23 protein-coding genes, 2 tRNA genes and 2 pseudogenes are annotated in these 19,276 nt (G+C 71.5%); 18 read left to right on the forward strand and 9 right to left on the reverse strand.

Going from position 1 to position 19,276, the window contains the following annotated elements; translation table 11 throughout:
* Nucleotides 1-35 precede the first annotated feature (35 nt).
* The 4 genes from QUE51_RS12440 (at nt 36) to QUE51_RS12455 (ending at nt 1,995) form a co-directional block, all read left to right on the forward strand.
* Entirely contained in the window at nt 36-893 is an 858-nt protein-coding gene (locus QUE51_RS12440; protein WP_286276684.1) for an ATP-binding cassette domain-containing protein, read from the forward strand.
* The gene (locus QUE51_RS12445; RefSeq protein WP_286276685.1) at nt 890-1,396 is read left to right on the forward strand and encodes a Rossmann-fold NAD(P)-binding domain-containing protein; all 507 of its coding nucleotides are present in this window, start codon (nt 890-892) and stop codon (nt 1,394-1,396) included. Before QUE51_RS12440 ends, QUE51_RS12445 begins: the two co-directional genes overlap by 4 nt.
* Nucleotides 1,366-1,887, forward strand: coding sequence for an NAD(P)-dependent oxidoreductase (locus QUE51_RS12450; protein ID WP_286276686.1), 522 nt, complete (start codon nt 1,366-1,368; stop codon nt 1,885-1,887). Before QUE51_RS12445 ends, QUE51_RS12450 begins: the two co-directional genes overlap by 31 nt.
* A 35-nt stretch (nt 1,888-1,922) precedes the next feature.
* Nucleotides 1,923-1,995 (forward strand) — tRNA-Asn (locus QUE51_RS12455).
* 1,222 nt (nt 1,996-3,217) lie between these two features.
* Here QUE51_RS12455 and QUE51_RS12460 read toward each other — a convergent pair.
* Both QUE51_RS12460 and QUE51_RS12465 read right to left on the reverse strand, forming a co-directional pair.
* The gene (locus tag QUE51_RS12460; protein ID WP_286276687.1) at nt 3,218-3,535 is read right to left on the reverse strand and encodes a hypothetical protein; all 318 of its coding nucleotides are present in this window, start codon (nt 3,533-3,535) and stop codon (nt 3,218-3,220) included.
* Entirely contained in the window at nt 3,532-3,963 is a 432-nt protein-coding gene (locus tag QUE51_RS12465; RefSeq protein WP_286276688.1) for a TraR/DksA family transcriptional regulator, read from the reverse strand. The genes QUE51_RS12460 and QUE51_RS12465 overlap by 4 nt, the downstream gene beginning before the upstream one ends.
* Here QUE51_RS12465 and QUE51_RS12470 point away from each other — a divergent pair.
* Genes QUE51_RS12470 through QUE51_RS12480 form a run of 3 tightly spaced genes read left to right on the forward strand, consistent with a single transcriptional unit; the run spans nt 3,962 to nt 5,899 of the window.
* Nucleotides 3,962-4,861, forward strand: coding sequence for a sensor histidine kinase (locus QUE51_RS12470; protein WP_286276690.1), 900 nt, complete (start codon nt 3,962-3,964; stop codon nt 4,859-4,861). The two genes, QUE51_RS12465 and QUE51_RS12470, sit on opposite strands and share 2 nt — an antisense overlap.
* Complete coding sequence (locus QUE51_RS12475; protein WP_286276691.1) at nt 4,845-5,588, forward strand: AzlC family ABC transporter permease; 744 nt, start codon at nt 4,845-4,847, stop codon at nt 5,586-5,588. The genes QUE51_RS12470 and QUE51_RS12475 overlap by 17 nt, the downstream gene beginning before the upstream one ends.
* Nucleotides 5,585-5,899, forward strand: coding sequence for an AzlD domain-containing protein (locus QUE51_RS12480; RefSeq protein WP_286276692.1), 315 nt, complete (start codon nt 5,585-5,587; stop codon nt 5,897-5,899). The genes QUE51_RS12475 and QUE51_RS12480 overlap by 4 nt, the downstream gene beginning before the upstream one ends.
* 34 nt (nt 5,900-5,933) lie before the next feature.
* Here QUE51_RS12480 and def read toward each other — a convergent pair whose 3' ends face one another.
* Nucleotides 5,934-6,500: a peptide deformylase gene (gene def / locus QUE51_RS12485; RefSeq protein WP_286276693.1), complete on the reverse strand. Its 567-nt coding sequence runs from the start codon at nt 6,498-6,500 to the stop codon at nt 5,934-5,936.
* A 46-nt stretch (nt 6,501-6,546) separates the two neighbouring features.
* Between def and QUE51_RS12490 the strand changes: the two are divergent.
* Both QUE51_RS12490 and QUE51_RS12495 read left to right on the forward strand, forming a co-directional pair.
* Nucleotides 6,547-7,478, forward strand: a pseudogene (locus QUE51_RS12490) (DMT family transporter).
* 140 nt (nt 7,479-7,618) lie between these two features.
* Nucleotides 7,619-8,908, forward strand: coding sequence for a glycosyltransferase (locus QUE51_RS12495; RefSeq protein WP_286276694.1), 1,290 nt, complete (start codon nt 7,619-7,621; stop codon nt 8,906-8,908).
* Nucleotides 8,909-8,925: 17 nt separating this feature from the next.
* Here QUE51_RS12495 and QUE51_RS12500 read toward each other — a convergent pair whose 3' ends face one another.
* Nucleotides 8,926-9,105 (reverse strand): hypothetical protein, encoded by a 180-nt coding sequence (locus QUE51_RS12500; RefSeq protein WP_286276695.1) that lies wholly within the window; start codon nt 9,103-9,105, stop codon nt 8,926-8,928.
* A 153-nt stretch (nt 9,106-9,258) separates the two neighbouring features.
* Here QUE51_RS12500 and QUE51_RS12505 point away from each other — a divergent pair.
* Nucleotides 9,259-9,332, forward strand: a tRNA-Ile gene (locus QUE51_RS12505).
* A gap of 141 nt (nt 9,333-9,473) precedes the next feature.
* Here the strand turns inward: QUE51_RS12505 and QUE51_RS12510 are convergent.
* A complete protein-coding gene (locus QUE51_RS12510; RefSeq protein WP_286276696.1) occupies nt 9,474-10,382 on the reverse strand; it encodes a universal stress protein in 909 nt (302 codons plus the stop codon).
* A gap of 282 nt (nt 10,383-10,664) precedes the next feature.
* On the opposite strand from QUE51_RS12510, the gene QUE51_RS12515 reads away from it, so the two are divergent.
* The gene (locus tag QUE51_RS12515; RefSeq protein WP_286276697.1) at nt 10,665-10,943 is read left to right on the forward strand and encodes a hypothetical protein; all 279 of its coding nucleotides are present in this window, start codon (nt 10,665-10,667) and stop codon (nt 10,941-10,943) included.
* A 153-nt stretch (nt 10,944-11,096) separates the two neighbouring features.
* The gene (locus QUE51_RS12520; protein ID WP_286276698.1) at nt 11,097-11,435 is read left to right on the forward strand and encodes a helix-turn-helix domain-containing protein; all 339 of its coding nucleotides are present in this window, start codon (nt 11,097-11,099) and stop codon (nt 11,433-11,435) included.
* A gap of 9 nt (nt 11,436-11,444) precedes the next feature.
* Here the strand turns inward: QUE51_RS12520 and QUE51_RS12525 are convergent.
* Nucleotides 11,445-12,055 (reverse strand): annotated as a pseudogene (locus QUE51_RS12525) (ClpP family protease).
* Nucleotides 12,056-12,263: 208 nt separating this feature from the next.
* Here QUE51_RS12525 and QUE51_RS12530 point away from each other — a divergent pair.
* On the forward strand, nt 12,264-12,761 hold the full coding sequence (locus QUE51_RS12530; RefSeq protein WP_286276699.1) for an HNH endonuclease signature motif containing protein: 498 nt from the start codon (nt 12,264-12,266) through the stop codon (nt 12,759-12,761).
* 601 nt (nt 12,762-13,362) lie between these two features.
* Nucleotides 13,363-13,545, forward strand: coding sequence for a PspC domain-containing protein (locus QUE51_RS12535; protein WP_286276700.1), 183 nt, complete (start codon nt 13,363-13,365; stop codon nt 13,543-13,545).
* A gap of 38 nt (nt 13,546-13,583) precedes the next feature.
* On the opposite strand, the gene QUE51_RS12540 is transcribed toward QUE51_RS12535, so the two are convergent.
* Nucleotides 13,584-13,991, reverse strand: coding sequence for a DUF805 domain-containing protein (locus QUE51_RS12540; RefSeq protein ID WP_286276701.1), 408 nt, complete (start codon nt 13,989-13,991; stop codon nt 13,584-13,586).
* A gap of 191 nt (nt 13,992-14,182) precedes the next feature.
* On the opposite strand from QUE51_RS12540, the gene QUE51_RS12545 reads away from it, so the two are divergent.
* From QUE51_RS12545 to QUE51_RS12560, 4 genes are read left to right on the forward strand one after another with little or no spacing between them, the layout of a single operon-like run.
* Nucleotides 14,183-15,004 carry a DUF4397 domain-containing protein gene (locus tag QUE51_RS12545; protein ID WP_286276702.1) on the forward strand — a complete coding sequence of 274 codons (822 nt, stop codon included), beginning with the start codon at nt 14,183-14,185 and terminating at the stop codon, nt 15,002-15,004.
* Nucleotides 15,005-15,038: 34 nt separating this feature from the next.
* Nucleotides 15,039-15,671, forward strand: a complete 633-nt coding sequence (locus QUE51_RS12550) for a class F sortase (RefSeq protein WP_286276704.1) — start codon at nt 15,039-15,041, stop codon at nt 15,669-15,671.
* A gap of 8 nt (nt 15,672-15,679) precedes the next feature.
* Nucleotides 15,680-16,267 (forward strand): RNA polymerase sigma factor, encoded by a 588-nt coding sequence (locus QUE51_RS12555; protein ID WP_286276705.1) that lies wholly within the window; start codon nt 15,680-15,682, stop codon nt 16,265-16,267.
* Nucleotides 16,248-17,021: an anti-sigma factor gene (locus tag QUE51_RS12560; RefSeq protein ID WP_286276706.1), complete on the forward strand. Its 774-nt coding sequence runs from the start codon at nt 16,248-16,250 to the stop codon at nt 17,019-17,021. Before QUE51_RS12555 ends, QUE51_RS12560 begins: the two co-directional genes overlap by 20 nt.
* Before the next feature lie 277 nt (nt 17,022-17,298).
* Here QUE51_RS12560 and QUE51_RS12565 read toward each other — a convergent pair whose 3' ends face one another.
* Entirely contained in the window at nt 17,299-18,777 is a 1,479-nt protein-coding gene (locus QUE51_RS12565) for an SPFH domain-containing protein (protein WP_286276707.1), read from the reverse strand.
* Between the two features lie 46 nt (nt 18,778-18,823).
* Nucleotides 18,824-19,204 carry a hypothetical protein gene (locus QUE51_RS12570; RefSeq protein ID WP_286276708.1) on the reverse strand — a complete coding sequence of 127 codons (381 nt, stop codon included), beginning with the start codon at nt 19,202-19,204 and terminating at the stop codon, nt 18,824-18,826.
* Between the last annotated feature and the right edge of the window lie 72 nt (nt 19,205-19,276).

Here is a 19,276-nt window from a genome sequence, read left to right on the forward strand (position 1 = left end):
CGGACGGGCGCCGCGGCTCAGGCAGAATGAGGTCCATGCCTTTCGCCGGTGACGTCGTGGTCGCCGCGAGCGATGTGACGATCGAGTACCCGGCGGGTCACGGCCGGCAGGCGCACCGCGCGCTCGACGGCGTGACGCTTTCCATCCGCCGCGGCGAGCTGATGGGCCTCGTGGGCGAGACCGGCTCGGGCAAGAGCACCTTCGCCGCGTGCGTCGCGGGCCTCGTCGGCCGCCGGCTCCCCGGCGATGACGTGCCGCAGATCGTCGGCGGATCGCTGCGCGTGCTCGGCCAGGAGCTGCGCGCACTCCGTCCCCGCGCGCGGAGCCGGCTCACCTACGAGGTCGGCTACCTGCCGCAGAACGCGGGGCGCCTGCTGCGGCCCGGGTTCACGGTCGCCGAGAACATCGGCGATCCCGTGCTGGCGCGGGAGCCGAAGTACGACCGCCGCGAGCTGGGCGGCCGGGTCGCCGAGCTGCTCGATGCCGTCCAGCTTCCGCTGCGGATGATGTCGATGTTCCCGCATGAGATCTCCAGCGGGCAGCGGCAGCGCGTCGCGATCGCGCGATCCCTCATCCTGCGCCCGGTGCTCTGGGTCGCGGACGAGCCCACCGCGGGCGTGGACGTCACGGCCCGCGGGCCGGTCCTCGACACGATCCTCGAGCTGCAGAGCGAGCACGACTTCTCGGCTCTCATCATCAGCCACGAGGCAGCCGTCACCGCGCGGCTCACGGACCGCGTCGCGGTCCTTCAAGGCGGTCACCTGGTGGGCCTCGGCCGCCTCGACGAGGTGCTCGAGAACCCGAACCACCCGTATGTCCGGGGCCTTGCCGAGGAGTACCGCATTGTGACGGAGCCCATCCAGCTGCCGGACCTCGAAGGGGACGACCGATGACGCGCTTCAGCCACCGCGCCGTCGCGGGGTCGGACGCTCCTGAGCTGCCCACGGACCGGCGCCCCGAGGTCGGCCCCATCGCCGTGCTGCCCGAGGAGGACGCGGAGCAGGTGTACCTCGACGCCGTGCGCGCGGGAGGCGGCGAGATCGGCCCGCTCGGCGACGAGACCCGGGGGATCGTCTGGCTGGGCCCGTCGAAGCCGGACGGACTGCTGGAGGCGCTCGCGAAGTCGCCACGGGTGCAGTGGGTCCAGCTGCCGTGGGCCGGGGTCGACCTCTTCGCCCAGGCCCTCGCCGACCACTCCCGGGACGACATGGTGTGGACGAGCGCGAAGGGCGCCTACGCCCAGCCGGTCGCCGAGCACGCGCTCGCCCTGGCGCTTGCGGGACTGCGGCACTTCCCTGAGCGCGTGCGCGCCGCATCCTGGGGCGACAAGCGGGGGAATCGCTGTACGGGCGCCGCGTCGTTGTCGTGGGTGCGGGCGGGATCGCGGTCGAGCTGATCCGGCTGCTGCAGCCGTTCGGCGTGCACATCACGGTGGTCCGCCGGAGCGAGACGCCCGTGGACGGCGCGGCCCGCACGCTTCCCGCCGCTCGCCTCGACGAGGTCCTCCCGGAGGCCGACATCCTCGTCCTCGCCGCCGCCAGCACCGCCGAGACGCAGCAGCTGATCGGCGCGGAGCAGCTCGCCCTGCTTCCCGAGACCGCCGTTCTCGTCAACATCGCACGGGGAGCACTGGTCGACACGGAGGCGCTCGTCGACGCGCTCCGCGAGAAGCGCATCCTGTTCGCGGGCCTCGACGTGACCGCGCCGGAGCCGCTTCCGGACGGCCACCCGCTCTGGACGGAGGACCGCGCGCTCATCACCCCGCACTCGGCCGACACGCCCGAGATGATCACCCCGCTGCTGGCCGAGCGGATCCGGCTGAACGTGGAGGCGTTCGTGTCCACTGGTCGATTCGTCGGCGTGGTGGACCCGCAGGCGGGCTACTGAGCCGGTTCGGTTGCGCTAAAGTAGACGAGCCCCATTCCTCGATAGCTCAATTGGCAGAGCAGCCGGCTGTTAACCGGCAGGTTCTTGGTTCGAGTCCAAGTCGGGGAGCACCGCCCCCGCAGCCCCGGCTGCGGGGGCTTCTCCGTTCCGGGGGCAGGCACCCGGAGTTCGACTTGTGCCCGCTGGTTGAGGAGCCCCGCAGGCGCGTCTCGAAACCCAACCTCTGCGCGAGCGCTTCGCCGCGAAGCCTCGTCTTCCCGGTTTCCGCTGGTTGAGGAGCGCCGCAGGCGCGTCTCGAAACCGAACCTCTGCGCGAGCGCTTCGCCGCGAGGCTTGAGCTCTGGCTTAAGACGATGAGCGAGTAGCGGCCCGCGCTCCTAACTCGCGTTCCAGCGTCCAGAGCGCGCCGAGCGCGGTCCGAGACGCCGAGCGCGCGTCGAGAGCGCGCCGAGCGCGGTGTGAGACACCGAGCGCGCGTCGAGCGCGGTGCGTACCGACGAGCGCGGGGTGTCTACGGGGCGCGCTCGTCGTCACGGGCCGCGCTCGGTGGCCGGCGCCGCGCTCGACGAGTCGCGATGCCCGGACGACTCCTGCCGCTTAGTGCTACGGCCGGCGCTTCGCAGGATTCGTCTCGGCGGCTGCGGGAGCGTGCGCTGCGCCGAGCGCGGTGTGAGACACCGAGCGCTCGTCGAGCGCGGTGCGTACCGACGAGCGCGGGGTGTCTACGGGGCGCGCTCGTCGTTACGGGCCGCGCTCGGTGGCTGGCACCGCGCTTGACGAGCGGCGACGCCCCGACAACTCCTGCCGCTTAGTGCTACCGGCTGCGCTTCGAGGCTTCTTCCCAACGGGTGGGAGGCCGGTCGGTGCGCCGAGCGCGGTTCGAGGCGCCGAGCGTGCGTCGAGCGCGGTGCATAACGACGAGCGTGGGGTGTCTACGGGGCGCGCTCGTCGTTACGGGCCGCGCTCGGTGATTCGCACCGCGCTCGGTGGCCGCGATGCCGCCTCCACGCGCGGCCGCAACGAGACGGTGACCCTGTGGCCTTACGTGCTACGTCTCAAGCCTCGGCAGCAACCCTTGCGAGCCGCGGCGCGGGCGCGGCTTCATCCCCGGCGGCCGTAGCCGCCCAGCGGACAGATCCGGACCCGCGCGCCACTGCTGCTTCTCCAGCGCGGACACTCGCGCCTCATCCCGCCGTGCGCGGTGCAGAACGACGAGCGCGGGCCGTCTACGCACCGCGCTCGGCGGCACGCATCGCGCTCGGCGGGGCGCACCGCGCTCGGCGGCACCCACCGCGGTCGGCGGCACGCACCGCGCTCGGCGCCGGCGCCGCTACGCGACGACCGCGTGCGTCACCGTCGTCTCCCGGGCGACGAGGTACTCGTCGTCCTCGGGATAGAACACGGCCTGCGAGATGTCGTCGCCTGCGAAGCCGCGGATGACGTCGAAGTCGGTCCAGAACGAGATGGTCGTGATGCGGGTGCGGTCGCCCTCGTCCGCGTACATGAGGAAGGCACCCAGGTTGCCGGGCGTCGTCCGGTAGGCGCCGAGCCCGGTCGCCTCCACGTACTCGGTGTACCGCTCACGGTCCTCCGGGCGAACCCAGCCGGTCCAGGTCCGCACCACCGTTCCTGCTGGAACCTCGGTCATCGCCGCTCTCCTTCCCTGGCCGCGCACACGATGCACGTGCGAGCCCATGGTCGTGCCTCCAGCCGGCCCTCCGCGATCCTGTCGCCGCAGCGGACGCAGATCCCGTACGTCCCCGCATCCAGCCGGTCGAGAGCGGCGGCGATCTCGATGCGCCGTTCCTCGGCCGCCCGGCGGAGGGCGTCGGCCTGCGAGCGCTCGTAGGCGAGCGTCGTGCCTTCCGGATCGTGCTCGTCGTCCGAGTTGGCATCCTGACGCGCCGCCGTGATCGAGCCGATCTCGGCGCCCAGGTCGGCGAGGGTCCTGACTGCGTCGGCGTCCGCGGCCCGGAGGAGGGCGCGCGCCTGGGCCTCGTCCATGCCCCTCCGATCCGCGACACCGCCGCCCGGGTCCCGGGCCGGCTGCGCTCGGAAGCCTAGACTGACCGCCATGGCGTGGCCCCTCGACGCCGTCCTCACGGCGGTCCTGATCGCTGCGCCGACCCTCCTCGCGGTGCTGTTCCTGCTCCTCTGGCTCGCCGCTCGCCGTCGCCTCCGTCAGCTGGCGGGGGAGCAGACGGCCTCCGCGCGCGCCCGGGTCGACCTCGAGCTGTCGGTCGCCGAGCAGGGCGGACGGCTCCGCATCATCCGCGAGCTGCACGACCTCGCCCTTCACCGGGTGACGTCGATGATCGCCGACGCGGAAGGCGCGCGATACGCGTCGGGCACCGACCCGGCCGCCGCCATCCGCGCCGCCGCGACCATCGCGGAGACGGGACGGGCAGCCCTCGCCGACATGCGCCGCGTGAACTCGCTGGTCCGCGAGACGGAGGCGGACGTGCTGCTGCAGCCGACGCTCAAGTCGACCCGCGACCTCTTCAAGATCATGCGCGACGCAGGCCTCGGCGTGACGTTCGACGAGTCGGGGGAGCCGTACGAGCTCAGCGCCGGCGCCGAGCTGGCGATCTACCGGATCCTTCAGGAGGCGCTGAGCAACTCGCTCAAGTGGGGCGGCGACGGCACGGAGGCGCGGGTCAGCTTCACGTGGACGAGCCAGGGGCTCCAGGTCCGCGTCGACGACGACGGCATCCGGAACGCCGCGGTTCGGAAGGGCCTCGATCCCGACAACGGCGGTGCCGGCTACACGGTCGAGGACGACCTGCGGACCCTCACCCAGGAGATCATCGGCCCGGGCATCGAGGAGATGCGGGAGCGCACGGAGCTGTTCGGCGGCGTGTTCTCGGCCAGCCAGACGGCGGGCGTCGGCTTCTCCGTGTCGGCGGTGTTCCCGGCCCTGCGCCACCACAACGGCGTGCACGGCGTGGACCTGACGCGTGGCGGGACCCGCTAGCCCCGAAGCCGGGACGCCCGAGCGCGCGGCGACCCGGTCAGCGGTCGCGGTCGGCGTCGCGACCGCCGCCTACGGCATCTCGTTCGGAGCGCTGTCTGTCGCCTCCGGACTCGACATCTGGCAGACCTCGGTGCTCAGCCTGCTCATGTTCTCGGGCGGCTCGCAGTTCGCCATCATCGGCGTGCTCGCCTCGGGCGGCGCGGGTGCCGGGGCATCGGCCATCGCGGGCGCCGCGCTGCTCGGCGCGCGCAACACGCTCTATGGCATCCGGGTGAAGCCGATCATCGGCGGCGGCTTCTGGCGCAAGGTCGCGGCCGCCTGGCTCACGATCGACGAGTCGACGGCCGTCTCGACCGCCCAGCCCACCCTCGGCAGCCAGCGCCGCGGCTTCTGGGTGACCGGGCTCATCGTCTTCGTGGGCTGGAACCTCACCACCCTGATCGGCGCGCTTCTCGGCGACGCGCTCGGCGATGTGCGGCAGTACGGGCTGGATGCGGCGGCCGGCGCCGCGTTCGTCGGGCTGCTCTGGCCGCGGCTTCGGGCACTCCAGCCGGTCGCGGTAGCGGTGGTCGCCGCCGTGGTGGCCGCCGTCCTCGTGCCGGTGCTCCCGCCCGGCCTTCCGGTGCTGGTCGCCGCCCTGGTCGCGGTCGTCGTCGGACTCCTCGACCTGCTCGGGAAGCGCGAGCCGGTCCTCGAGCCGCCGGTGCCCGAGGAGGAGACCGCATGACGGTCTGGCACATCGTGCTCCTCGGCTCCATCGCATGCCTGGCGCTCAAGTTCGCCGGCTACCTCGTGCCGGCTCGTGTGCTCGAGACGCCCACGGCGTCCCGCACCGCCAATCTGGTGACGGTCGCCCTGCTTGCCGCGCTCATCGCCGTGCAGACCCTCAGCACCGGGCCGGCGCTCGTTTTCGACGCCCGGGTTCCCGCGGTGCTCGCGGCGGTCGTGCTGTTCGCCCTGCGGGTTCCGTTCGTGCTCGCCGTGCTCGCGGCGGCCGTCATCGCGGCCGTGCTGCGGCTGCTCGGCTGGGCGGCCTGAGCGCCGGCTCGGCGGGACCGGCTGGGAGGGCGGGTCAGCCCTCGAGGTCGTCGACGCCCGGCGTCCATGCCGAGCCCGGCCGGCCCCAGCCCCGCTTCAGGATGGTCTTCGTCGCGCGCCGGGCGTAGAGGAAGTCCAGCCGGTCGACGTAGAGGATGCCGTTGAGGTGATCGAACTCGTGCTGGAAGATGCGGGCGAACCAGCCCGACGCTGCGATCTCGAACGGCTTCTCGTCGAGGTCGACCGCGCGGAGCAGGGCGCGGTCCGCACGGCGCAGCGGGAACCGCTCACCGGGCACGGAGAGGCACCCCTCCGACTCCGAGTCCTCGTCGGCCTCGCCGATCGGAGGCGGCGAGATCCACAGCTCGGGGTTGATCGCGACGCCGCGGCGCTCCCCGCCCTGCTCGTCCGGGTAGTTGTAGACGAAGAGCCGCAGGGGCACGCCGACCTGCGGCGCCGCGAGGCCGACACCGGGCGCGGCGAGCATCGTCTCGTACATGTCGTCGACGAGGGTGCGCAGCGCGTCGTCGAATCGGGTGACCGGCTGGGCGGGCTCGTGCAGCACCGGATCCCCGGTGATGCGGATGGGGAGGATCGCCATATGCCGCTAAGACTATCGACCTGAGGCCGCCGGTAAGGTCTATCGCGTGCCGCCCCAGCTCGCCGATCTGGCTGAAGAGACCCTCCTCGGGTCCGCAGCCGGGATCGGCATCCCGATCGCACTGGTGGGCGCGGTGTTCCTCAGTCTCGGCGCCCAGTTCCAGCACCGCGGAGTCGCGAAGGTGGAGGCGCGGCACGCCGAGAAGCACGGGCTCGACTCACCCACCCCGGGCCTGACGACCAAGCAGCTCATGGCACTGCTGGCTCGGCCGTCCTGGGTGCTCGGCACCGTGATGCTCGGGCTCGCGATCGTGCTGCAGCTCACGAGCCTCCGGTTCGCGCCGCTGATCGTGGTCCAGCCGCTCGGCGCGATCGCGCTGGTCGTCACGACCATCCTCAACGCGCGCCTGACCCGCGTGCGCCTCAACCGCGCCTCGGTGCGGGCGGTCATCCTCTGCGTCGGCGGCGTGGGGCTCTTCGTCACCATCGCGGCGTTCACCGCGGTCGACCACCCGATCTCCGACCGCCAGCTGGTGACGATCCTCATCATCCTCGCGGTCGTCCTCGTCGCGTTCGCGGTCGCCTTCGGGCTGCTGCGGAGCCGCTTCAAGGCGGTGTTCTACATCGTCGGCGCCGGCGTCCTGTACGGCTTCGTCGCCACGCTCGCGAAGGTGGTCATCAACCGGATCGTTCAGGGCGACTTCGAGCTGCTCACCTTCATCTGTCTGGTCGGACTCCTCGCGGCTGCCGCGTTCGGCGCGTATTTCGTGCAGACCGCCTACTCGGCCGGACCGCCCGACCTGGTGATCGCCGGCCTCACCGTCGTCGACCCGCTCGTCGCCGTGGGGATCGGCGTCATCATCCTGGGGAGGCCTCCGCCGCTCCCTGGTACGCCGTCGTCGCGTTCGTCATCGCCGGCATCATCGCGGTGTACGGGGTGTTCGACCTGGCCAAGCACCACCCGCAGGCGCAGCGCTGACGCGCAGTTCCGGCTCGCGGACGTTGCGCCCTTGCCCCGCGGGGGCGTGCGGTAGCGTGAGAGCGGCCGGAAGAAGCCTCACTTCATCAACTGGCACCCAGGGAAGACCCATCGACTCGTCACAGACCACCTCCACCGACGTGGACGCCACTCCGCTGACCGTCCTGATCGTGTGCGACACGTTCTCCCCGGACGTGAACGGTGCGGCCAACTTCGCCGTCCGTCTCGCCGCGGGGCTCACCGGGCGCGGGCACGACGTTCACGTCATGGCCCAGTCGCACAACAACCGTCAGGGCGCGTACCAGGAGACCCACGCGGGGGAGACGTTCACCGTCCACCGCCTGCTGAGCGCCCGCTGGCCGAAGCACGACTGGATCCGCTTCGCCTACCCGTGGCGCATCAACGCGAACTCGCGGCGCATCATCAAGGCGATCAAGCCCGACGTCGTGCACATCCAGTCCCACCTGCTGTCGGGGCGCGGCGCTTCGACGGAGGCGGTCAAGCTGGGCGTGCGGATCGTCGCGACCAACCACTTCATGCCGGAGAACCTCCTCGAGTTCACCGGGCTCCCGAAGTTCATCTGGCCCACCGCCGTGAAGATCACGTGGAAGGACGCGACGCGCATCCTGAGCCGCGCCGCCGAGGTGACGACGCCCACGCGTCGCGCCGCCGACTACCTCGAGCAGATGACGGGCCTCCGGGGCGTGCACGCTATCTCCTGCGGCATCCGGGCGTCCGACTACACGCCGAGCTTCGAGCCTCGCACCCAGAACCGCATCGTCTTCTGCGGCCGAGTGACGGGGGAGAAGCAGCTGGATGTGCTGCTCGACGCGGTCGCCGTGCTGCCCGAGGACCTCGACGTCCAGGTCGACATCGTCGGCGACGGCGACCAGCGCCGGCCCCTCGAGTCGCAGGCCGCGCGGCTGGGGATCGACGACCGGGTCACCTTCCACGGCCGGGTCACCGACACGCGACTGCGCCGCGTCCTCACCGAGGGCACGGTGTTCGCGATGCCGAGCATCGCCGAGCTGCAGAGCATCGCCACCATGGAGGCCATGGCCTCCGGCCTGCCCATCGTGGCGGCCAACGCGATGGCGCTGCCTCACCTCGTCCGGGACGAGGAGAACGGGTACCTGTTCCCGCCCGGCGACGTGGCCGCACTGGCGGACCGCATCGAGCGCGTGCTGCGCCTGCCCGAGGAGGACCTCCTCGTCATGAAGAACGCGTCCCTGCGCGCGATCGAGCCGCACGACATCGAGACCACGCTGAACGTCTTCGAGAGCCTCTACCGCGGAGAGACGATCGAGGACCCGGTGACCGAGGTCGCGCCGCTGACCGGCAAGCTGCGGGAGCAGTTCCGCTCGCTGCGGCGCAGAGTGCGGGGCACCGCGCACTGGCCCGAGGGACTGGAGTCCCGAGCCGTCCGCTGAGCCGAGCGAGCGCGGGCTCAGTGGTCGCCGTACGAGCGGGTCTGGGCGTGGGCGAGCGTGTTCTCGTCCTCGAACACGTGCGACGGGTCCGACGTGCACTGCCACTCCATGTAGCTGCGGACGTCGCCCAGCGGACGAGACGTGTTGGGGACGAGGCGGGCTTCGGCGCCGCAGGCCGGGCACTGTGAGAGAGGCATGCCGCGATTCTGGGGTCGACGCGGGCGATCCGTTCGCTTATTGGGGCGCGTGACCCCTACGTCTGGGGCGCGAAAAGGCGTATAACCCGGCGCGTTCACCCGAAGGGGTGATGCCCGGAAAAACACGCCGCGGCGGGTACTGTGAAAGCGTTCGGGGCGGTAGCTCAGCTGGTTAGAGCAGCGGACTCATAATCCGTCGGTCACGGGTTCAAGTCCCGTCCGCCCTACATGGAGAAGGCCCCGCGCACAGCGGGGCCTTCTCCATGTGAGGCGGATGGATCGTGGGACTCGCGTTCACGTGGGCCCCTGCCGCGAGGGGCCCCGCGCGGCGCGCAGCGGCCGGTGAGGCAGACCTCGTCGACCCTTCGCTACAGGGTCGTGCCGCCGGCGGAGGCCTCTCGATCGCCTCGGCCGCCGATCCCCGCCTTCCGGTGCGTCGGGACGACGGCGACCGGGGCGGGCGGCGAGAGCAGGATGTCGTGAGCGACCGAGCCGAGCTGGAGGAGCTCTCGGAAGATTCCGCGCCCGCCATGGCCGACGACGAGCAGCTGAGCACCGTGGGCGAGCTCGGCCAGGCGGGGTACGGTCGGTCCCTCGACCAGTCGTGAGGTGACCGCGAGATCGGGGTGCCGCTCCGCCACCCGTCGCACCGCGTCGTCGAGGACCTGCCTGCCGCTCTGCTCGAGCAGCTGCCACGGATAGCCGATGGCGGAGAGCGGCGAGGGGAAGTTGGAGGCGGCCGACCAGACGTGGACCATCTCGAGCTCGGCGCCGAGCTGCTCCGCCTGGCTCACGGCGAGGTCGACGCTGTGGTCGTCAGGTGCGTCGGCGCCCACCGCGAGCAGCACCGCGCCGGCGCCCGGCTGCCAGGTACCCGGCACCACGACCAGCGGACTTGCGCTCAGGGCTGCGAGGCGGAGTGGGACGGTGCCGTAGACCAGCTTCCGCAGCGCGCTCTCCTTGTCGGTGCCGACCACGAGGAGGTCCGTCTCCTCGCTCGACTTGACCAGCTCCTCCGCCGGGTGGCCGCCTCGCACCTCGACCGTGACCGCGACATTCGGCGCGTGCACCCGTACCCAATCGGCGCTCTCCCCAGCAGCGTCCCGGTAGTAGCGGCGGAGCGGGTCTTCGAAGTCCGCGCGCACGTCCGACACGGGCGCGATCGCCAGGAGCAGGAGGCTCGCCCCGGTTCTGCGGCAGCGCTCCACCGCCCACTCGACCGCCTTGCGGCTCGCCGGGCTTCCGTCCACGCCGACCGTGACCTTGCCGATGCTCATGAGCCCGACCCTTCCGCCATGCCTGTCCGTGCCGGAGAGCCCCGGCGGTTTCAGGGTCAGAGCGGTCGATCGGCGTCCCCAGGGGCGAAGGTCCCTCTCGCCGCTTGACGCGTTCGCTCATGCGGCTGCGGGAGGAGCCTCGCGGTTGGCGCAGCCTCGCGCGCGTTGCACTTGAACCTGCGACTGACCTGAAAGTCAACCCTGTGTCCGCCATGCATCTTGTGCGGTATTCCTGTAGGAGAACGGCATCGATGCCGCAGAACCTAAGGAAAGGCCCGAACTGTGACCAGTGTTGCCAGCTCCACCTCGACCAAGACCAAGGGCATCGTCTCCCTCGTCCTCGGAATCGTCAGCGTCCTCGCGGGCTGGCTGATCCCGATCGTCGGCCTGATCGCCGGAATCGTCGGCCTGATCCTCGGGATCCTCAGCCGTCGCAGCGAGCCGGGTGCGCGCACCCTCGCGCTCTGGGGCACCATCCTCAGCGTCGTCGGCATCGTCCTGAGCGTCGTCGCCTGGATCGTCACCGCGATCGCCGTGACGAACGCCATCAACGGCGCCTGATCCGAACCTGCACCACGCAGGAAACGCCCCGCGGCTTCTCGCCGCGGGGCGTTTCTGTTGCTCGGGGCGCACCCGCCCGATGGAGCGCATCCGCCGATCTGCTGTGAGCAGAATCGGGTGCCGGGCCTGCGCGCCCTCTGGTTAGGGTCAGGCATGGCAGACAACGACGCGGCGCCGCGGACGCCCGGACGCACTACACCTCAGCCGGAGCCCCTGTGGCGGGAGGTGCTCGGCCGCCGGCTCCGAGCCCACCGGATGGAGCAGCAGGAGAAGCTCGCCGAGACGGCTGAGAGGGCGGGGATCTCGCCGCAGTACCTCTCGGAGATCGAGCGTGGCCGCAAGGAGCCCTCGAGCGAGATGATCGCCGCCGTCGCAGGCGCCCTGGGCATCACGCTGATCGACCTCACCCAGCAGGTCGCGGAGGATCTCCGCGCCAGCCAGCCGCAGGCCGCCCGCGTCCCCGCGCGCGCGATGCTCGCTCTCGCCGCCTGACCCGCGCCCTCAGGCCGCCGGCAGGGCGAGTGCCGCCCTGCGGCCCAGCACCTGATCGGCCAGCCCGTAGGCGAGCGCTCCGTGCGCGGTGAAGACGCGGTCCCGGTCGGTGTCGCGGCGCAGCGTCTCGATCGACTGCCCTGTGTGGGCGGAGAGGATTTCCTCCAGCTCGGCGCGCTGGCGGACGATCTCGTCGGCCTGGAGGATCAGGTCGGGGATGGTGCCCTGCCCGCGCACCGCTGGCTGATGCAGCACCACGCGGGTGTGCGGCAGGACCGCGCGCCGGCCGGGCCTGCCCGCCGCCAGCAGCACCGCTCCCGCGGCGATCGCCTGGCCGACGCACGTGGTGGCGACGGGCGACTGGATGTACTGCATCGTGTCGTACACCGCGAGCATGGCGCTGAGGTCGCCTCCTCGCAATTGATGTAGAGGTTGATCTCGCGCTCGGGGTTGTCGGATTCGAGATGCAGCAGCTGGGCGATGAGAGCGTTCGCGACGCCCGAGTCGATGCCGGTGCCCAGGTAGACGATCCGCTCGCTCAGCAGGTGCGAGTAGACGTCCATGATCCGCTCGCCGCGCGGGTGCTGGGCGATGACGTTCGGGATCGTGTAGCTGCTCATGCTCCCGCCCCCAGTCCGATCGTGTGCCGCCGGGTGTGCACGTGACCGTTCCGGCACTGAACCTTGTCCCGTTCACCGCCGATGCCGACGCGGACGCCGATGCCGACGCCGAAAGCCGGGAACCGTCGGCTCGACGGCGGGACCCTGGGACTGCCGATATTGTGACGCTTCCTCGCTGCAGCTCGCCGGGCGTTACGGCGAACCAGCCATGCTCGCCGGATACGGGCCCATCGACCCGGAGACCGCCGCTCAGCTGGTCGGGCAGTCGAAGGGGCTGCACCGGATCCTGACCGACCCGGACACCGGCGTCACGGTCCAATTCGGCCGCACCCGGTACCGGATCCCGGACGAACTGGCCCGGTATCTGAGGCAGCGGGACGGGACCTGCCGGTTCGTCGGCTGCAACCGGCCAGCCGACCGCTGCGACCTCGACCACACCCGGGCTTGGGAAGAAGGCGGCTGCACCGACGCCTGCAACCTCGCCTGCCTCTGCAAGGGCCACCACCGGTTGAAACACGGCACCGACTGGACCATCACCCAAGATCCGGACGGGGCGGGTGAGCTGATGTGCATCTCACCCGCCGGGAAGATCTACCGCACCGAACCCGCCACCAAGATCGCCGCACGACCGCCCGGGGGCCCGCCCGGCGGAGCCGTCGCGCAGACGACGTGGGCACCGGACGGTACGGAGATTCCGCCCTTTTAGGACGCTCGCCTCAGCATGGGGCCTGATTTCGAGACGCCCGCTCCGCGGGCTCCTCAATCATCGGTAGAGGGCGGCAATCATCGGTAGAGGGCGGTGCTCCTCGATCGGGCACAGCTTCCAGGGTTGCCTCGCCGGCCCGCGAGTCCACCCCCGTAACCGATGACTACCGCACACCGATGCTTGAGGAGCGGGCGTCAGCCCGCGTCTCGAAATCAGGTCCCTCGACTCGCCGCGCTATCGATCCCGACGGGCCCGTCCCGCCCGCCTCGATCCCGAGTACCCGTCCCGTGCGCCTCGATCCCGAGATACCCCGTCCCGGGCGCCTCGATCCCGCGCGTCTTCGGGCCCGACATGCCCGGTCCCGTCCGGCGATCAGCGCTGGCGGCTGCCCCTCGGTGGGTGAGCGGCCTGGCACCCCTCGCTCCTTGAGGAGTCGTCCGCAGCCCACGTCTCGGAATCATCAACGGTTGCGAGGGGCGCACACGCCACCCGCCGGCGGCCGCCGCCGCCCACGCCCCACCTGGCCCGGCCACTCGCTTCGTTGCGCTTCTCACCCCTCCGGGCCCTGGTGTGCGGGCGGATGGGTCGGCATCATGGGCAGATGGCACTCATCCGTCCCGTGCGCGGGCGCATCATCGCCGGCGTCTGCGCCGGGATCGCTCAGCGCTTCGGCGTCTCCCCGTTCCTCGTGCGCGTGCTGTTCCTGCTGTCGATGCTGCTGCCCGGCCCGCAGATCCTCATCTATCTCGCGCTCTGGATCATCGTCCCCAGCCAGCGAGCCTAACCGGCCGCCGCTCCGGCACTCACACTTCCGGGTCCCGATCAGGACGGACGCCACTCCTCGGTGACCTGCGGGCCCCTCGGCTCGGCCGTGGCCACGCCCCACCTGCTCGGCTGTGCGCAGAGCACGGCCAGCACGACGAGTCCGCCGATCGGGACCAGCACCCAGAACACGTGTCCCCAGCCGAAGCCCGCATCCCGGAGCCGACGCACGGTCACGGCGAGTGTGGGAAGCAGGACGGCCAGGTTCCAGAGCCCCGTCAGACCTGAGCCGCCCACCGAGTAGGTGCCGATCTCGACGGGCGCCGTGCCCACGAACGGGATCGTGTTCAGGGCGGCGCTCACGAGCGCCGTGAAGAGGATCCACCACCAGAACTCGGACCGCCCGGCGCGCCCGGTGAACTCCGCGTACTTGCGGAACACCGTCTGGATCGACTGACCGAACGTCATGGAGGGCCCTCTCCGTCGAGTGAATCCCAGCGCTCATGGTGCACGCCGAAGAGAGGCGAACGTCACTTCGGGCGAGGGGTCCGGCTGTGCCGGACGAGACTCCGAAAAATCTGTGGCTCTGTGCATCCAACGCGGGTCCGGGCGGGGAAGTGGTCTGTAAGGAACACCCCGCCTACCCAAGGAGGACCACCATGCGTTACACGATTCTCGCCGGCACCGCTGCCGGCATCCTCGCCGCCGGCGCTCTCGCGCTGCCGGCATCCGCCCTGTCGGACAGCACCGCCGACCTCTACGTGCTCCATGCCGTTCCGGACACCCCGGTCGACGTGTGGGTGAACGGAGAGCTGACCCTCGACGACTTCAAGCCGGGCGACATGGCCGGCCCGCTGGACCTGCCGGCCGGCACCTACAGCGTCGCCATCACGGCCCCGGATGCCGCGGACGCCTCGGCGCCCGTCATCGGCCCGATCGACCTGCCCCTGTCGGCGGGCACCAGCTACACGGCTGTCGCCCACCTCGGCGAGGACGGCAAGCCGACGGCGTCGCTCTTCACCAACGACCTCCGCACGACCGCCCCGGGCCAGGGTCGCCTCACCGTCCGGCACACCGCCGCAGCCCCGGCCGTGGACATCCTCGCGGGTGGCGCACCGGTGATCTCCGGCCTGGCCAACCCCGATGAGGCCGTGCTCGACCTGCCCGCGGGCGTTGTCTCGGCGTCGGTCGCGGTGGCCGGCACGACCGACCCCGTGATCGGACCGGCGGACGTGGATGTCGCCGAGGGCGTCAACACGATCGTCTACGCGTGGGGCAGCGCCGAGGCCGGCAACCTCGACCTCGCGGTGCAGACCATCTCCGGTCTGCACTCGGCTCCCGGCGGCGTGAACTCCGGCCAGGCCGGCCTCGCCGCCGACCCTGAGCCTCCGGTCGCGGCCTGGATCGCTCTCGCCACTCTCGCAGCGGCGGCCGCGGGACTCGTGACCGCCGCCCGGCTCCGTCGTCAGCCCACCCGTTGAGCTGAGGTCGGACATGGACAGGAGGAGCATCAGGATGCGGGTGGCCGTTGTCGGGCTGGTGCTCCTCCTCTCCGGCTGCGGCGCCATCCCTCCCGTGGTGCCGTCGGCCCCCATCCGGTCCGCGGCTCCGACGCTGGCCGCGCCGGCACCGGAGCCGCGGCCGACCACCGATGTCGACGTCCAGATCCGGAGCGCCCGGCTGGAGCCGGTGACTCAGCCCGTGCCGCCCGTGCGCGTCCAGGTGCCGGCGGCCGACATCGACATGGACATCCAGCCCGTCGGTGTACGCGACGACGGACTCATGGAGCTGCCGGACTACGTCGGAACCGCCGGCTGGTACCGCTTCGGATCGGACCCCGCTGAGGGCGCCGGCACGACGGTGGTCGCCGCCCACGTGGACTCGCTCAAGTACGGGCTCGGGCCGTTCGCTCACCTGAAGGACCTGCCGGCCGGTGCGGAGATCGTGCTGACCACGGCGGACGGCACCGAGCATCGGTACTCGGTGGAGTCGGTCACGAAGGTCCTCAAGGAAGATCTTCCCGTGGCCGAGGTCTTCACCCGGGAAGGGCCTGAGCGCCTGGTGCTCATCACCTGCGGCGGGCAGTTCGACTACGACGCCCTTCGCTACTCTGACAACGTGCTGGTGACCGCGGTCCCGGCGCAGTGAGGCCGACCATGACGACAGCGGATCCCTCTCCGGGGAGGGCCGACGAGCCCGACGAGCGGGAGCTCGAGGCCGCCTTCGCCGCGGGCGACGAGCGGGCACTGGCCGCCATCTACACGCGCTGGTCGTCGCTGGTCTACACGCTGGCGGTCCGGTCCCTGGGCGACGTCGGGGACGCCGAGGACGTCACCCAGAAGACGTTCGTGTCGGCCTGGACCGGCCGGTCCACGTTCAACCCGGAGAAGGCGCGCGTGTCGGCGTGGCTCGTCGGGATCGCCAAGAACAAGATCGCCGACACGCATGAGGCGCGCGCGAAGGTGCGCCGCCTGCAGGAGCAGCTCGCGGCGGCCGGCCGGCCGGAGGATCTTGCGGCCGAGCCGGTCGACCTCGCCGACTCGCTGCTCATTGCGGACGAGATCTCGCGGCTCGAGCCGGACGCGCAGAGGGTGATGCGGCTCGCGTTCTTCGACGACCTGACCCACGCGCAGATCGCCGACCGGCTGGAGCTCCCGCTCGGCACGGTGAAGAGCCACATCCGCCGCAGCCTGCAGCGGATGCGGACCCGACTGGAGGTGACCGATGTCGCACATCGATCCTGACGTGCTCGCCCTGCTCGCGCTCGGCGAGGAGGTCGCCTCCCCGGAGGAGCTCGGCCACCTGACCGCCTGCGCGGAATGCCGCGACGAGGTCGCGGTCCTCTCGCGAGCTGCGACCGTCGGCCGCGCGACGATCGGCACGGGTGACCTGCTGGAGCCTGCCCCGCGGGTCTGGGCACGGATCGCCGAGGAGCTCGAGCTGACGCCCGCCGTCGCAGGCGGATTCGGCGCGCCCTCGCGAGCGGTCACGGCGGCTCCCGCAGATCCGTCCGCTTCCGCCGATCCGGTCGCTCCCGCCCGCCCGGTCGCGGTCCTGCGCCGGCGCCGCTGGCTGCTGCCCACCGCCATCGCGGCCTCCGTGGCCGTCGTCGCTGCCGGTGTCTTCGGCGTCTGGGAGCTCCTGCGCCCCGCCCGGCCCGACGTGCTCGCCACGGCGGAGCTCGATCCGTTCCCCGACTGGCAGGGAGCCGCCGGAACGGCGACCCTCGAGGAGACCGCGAACGGGGAGCGCATGGTCAGCGTGCGCTTCTCGGCGCCCGCGGACCCGGACGGCTATCGCGAGATCTGGCTCATCACGTCGGATGCGACCGAGCTGGTCAGCCTCGGCATCGTCGAGGGCGACTCCGGCACGTTCGCCGTGCCGGCCGGGATCGACACGGACCGGTACGACCTCGTGGACATCTCGGAGGAGCCGCTCGACGGCGACCCGAGCCACTCGGGCGACTCGATCGTGCGAGGACAGCTGCGGGCCTCCTGACCCGTCGAGCCTGACCGGACCCTCCTCGCCGCGGACACGGTCAGGGGTGCCGGCCAGCTCGCGCTGCAGCTCCTCCTCGACGATCTGGCGGACCAGCTTGAGGAGCGTGTCCGTCACCCCGCCCGCCCCGATCTGCGGCGCGATGAACTCGATGCGCGTGGAGACGCGGCTGCCCGGCCATTCGGCGCGCACGCGCTGGTCGATCCGGGCGGCGATCTCGCCGGGGTTCGCGCTCATGTCGCCTCTCCTTCGCTCCGCGGGGTGCTCCCGGGCTGGGTCAGGACGCGCTGCCGTTCGACGGCGCTGTCTTGCGGCGTGCGGGCGCGGCAGCCTCGCCGACTGCAGCTCCGGCCGCCGCTCCGGCGGCGCGCGCGGTGACCAGGTCGGCGATGTCGATGCCGACCAGGTCCTTGATCAGCTGGGTGGACGTGGCGAGCTGACCCGACACGCTCTGGCCGAGCTGGCTCGTCCCGTTCCCGTCCGAGGAGATCACGGTCATCTGCGAGATTCCGGCGAGCGGCTCGGACGCGGCTCGGACGATCTCCGGCAGCTGTGCGATGATCTGCTGGCGCAGCAGGTCGATGGCCCGCTCCTGCAGCGCGTCCGCCTGGGCGCGCGTGGAGTCGGCCTTGGCGGCACCGGTGACGCGGATGGCGTCGGCCTCCGCCTCACCCTCCGCGCGGAGCGCCTCGGCGGCCGCGATGCGCCGGTTCCTCTCGGCGAGGCCCTCGGCCTCCGCGGCTTCGGCTGCCGCCTTGCGGGCGTCGCGTGCGGCCGTCGCGTTGGCCCGTGCGGCGGCCGCATCGGCCTCGGCGCGTGCCTGCAGGGCGTAGGCGTCGGCGTCCGCTGCGGCACGGATCTCCGCGTCGAGCTCCTGCTTGCGCAGGCCGACGCGCTTGCTCGCGGTGACCTCCTGCTGGGAGACGACCTCCTGCTGCGCGATCGCCTCGGCGAGCGGCGCGGCGGACGCGGCCTCCGCCCGGGCGCGGTCGGTCTCCTTCTGGATCTCCGCACGGCGCAGGTCCAGGCGGCGCTGCGACTCGGCGACGGCCTGGTCGGCGGCGATGCGCGCCTCCTCGGAGGCCTGCCGCGATACCGACTCGGCGATCTCGGCGACCTGCTTCACGCGCGCCGCCTCGGCACGGCCGAGGTCGCGGATGTAGCCGTTGTCGTCGTCGATCTCCTTGATCTGCAGGGTGTCGATCTGCAGCCCCTGCACGTCGAGCGACTCGCGGACGGCCTCGAGCACCTGACCCTGCAGCGCCGACCGGTTGGTGATGATCTCCGTGACGGTCAGCTGGCCCACGATGGAGCGCACCGAGCCGCTGAGGACCTCCTCGGTGGAGGACTCGATCTGGTCCTGCTGGTTGAGGAAGCGCTGTGCCGCCGCGCGCACCATCTCCTCCGAGCCGCCCACCTTCACGACCGCGACCGCGTTGACGCGGATGGTGATCGCGTCGCGCGTCTGGGCGGTCGCCTGCACATTGAGCTGTCGGCTGCGCAGGCTCAGCTTAAAGGCCTCGATGATCGGCTTGACGTAGACGCGGGATCCGAAGACCACGCGCTGGCCCGCGTTCTCGTCGCTCTCCGCGCCCGTCCTGCGTCCGCGCTGGCGTGAGGTGACGATGATCGCCTCGTCGGGCTTCGCCACCTTGATGCCGCGCAGCAGCGAGATGAGGACGACGAGAAGGACGACCACCACGACGGCGACCCAAAAGAGGGTGCCGATCAGGTCAGGAGAACCGAAGTTGAGCACGACCCCAGTATGTCGGAAACGGGGGCGCGGGCCAGAGCCCGAAGCTTCAGCGACCCTGCTTGTTCGTGTCGACGTCCGGGTCGACCTCGTCGGCCTTCCGGAACTGCTGCTCGGCCTTCGCGCGGATCTCCTCGGCCGCCGACTGCCGCTCCCTGCCTTCGCTCGCCAGGCGCTCCGCCTTGACCTGCGCGGCCTGGGCCTCCGCCTTCGCACGCTGAGCATCGGCCTGCACGCGAAGCGCCTCGGCCTCGCGCTCGCGCGCGGCGAGATCCGTCTCCTGTGCCTTCGAGCGGATGTCTCCGGCCTGGCGCCGCCCGGCCTCAACGCGCTTGGGGGCGTTGCGCTGCCGCACCAGGAAGAAGACCACGGCGGCGATGACCAGCACCACCACGATGATCACGATCGTCCAGACAACCCCTGCATCCATGATTGCTCCAGCCTCTCGAAGGCCTTCAGTATGGCCCGGGCGCTCTGGCCGACGATCGACCTTGACCCCGGC

Origin of the sequence: Naasia aerilata, from assembly GCF_030296595.1 — a bacterium.
Classification (GTDB): Bacteria; Actinomycetota; Actinomycetes; order Actinomycetales; family Microbacteriaceae; genus Naasia; species Naasia aerilata.